Here is a 700-nt window from a genome sequence, read left to right as displayed (position 1 = left end):
CCGCCCCTGGGAGATCCCCGGAGCGGTCGCGATCGCTTCCACGTCGCCCGCCCGGAGCGCGCGCTCGGGATCGTCGAGCGCGGACAGCGCTCGGGCGGTCTTCTCGCCGACGCCCGGAATCGACTCGAGGTCCATGTTCTCGAGCGGTGTAACAAACCGGAGCGAGGAAAAAGTTCCTGCCCGGGTTTTTCCGCGTCGCCGTGGTAGCTCTGCGCATGCCAACCGGGGCGATCGACTACCACGAGCGGACGAAACACTCGCCCAGAAGCGTTCGCGAGGGCGGTCGCGGCCTGAACTTCGACAACAAACCGCGACCGGACAAGGAGTACACCGACCTGCCTTCGAAGGCGCTCGCCGGTCGAATTCGCCCGCCTCAGCAACCCGCGCTCGCAGCCATCGCGGAGCCGACGCCCGACGGCGATCCGACTCGAGCGCGCCAGCCGGGCCTCGAGACGGTCACGAGCCTGTGTTACTACGCTGCCGGCATCACGAAACGGATCGACAGGCGCGGTCGCACCCTCCGCTTTCGCGCCGCGGCGACGACCGGCGCGCTCTACCACGTCGATCTGTACGTCGTCTGCGGCGATCTCGGGGTCACCGCCGAAGAGAGCGGCGGCTCGGACGCTGAATCCGAACTCGAGGCCGGCGTCTACTGCTGTGTTGAATTGCCATAGGGCGCGGTGATCAGAGTGGTTCACAG

The 700-nt window shown here is 67.4% G+C and carries 2 protein-coding genes; one reads left to right on the top strand and one right to left on the bottom strand.

Annotated features, from left to right (window positions below):
* Nucleotides 1-135, bottom strand: a 135-nt coding sequence (locus tag PGX04_RS03965; protein WP_273737320.1) for a helix-hairpin-helix domain-containing protein, incomplete at its 3' end; no start/stop codon positions are given.
* An 80-nt stretch (nt 136-215) separates the two neighbouring features.
* On the opposite strand from PGX04_RS03965, the gene PGX04_RS03960 reads away from it, so the two are divergent.
* Nucleotides 216-674 carry a hypothetical protein gene (locus PGX04_RS03960; RefSeq protein ID WP_273737319.1) on the top strand — a complete coding sequence of 153 codons (459 nt, stop codon included), beginning with the start codon at nt 216-218 and terminating at the stop codon, nt 672-674.
* Nucleotides 675-700 lie beyond the last annotated feature (26 nt).

This window comes from Natrinema soli, from assembly GCF_028618695.1.
Note: the sequence above shows the minus strand (reverse complement) of the source record. Positions and strands in the feature narration are given on the sequence as shown.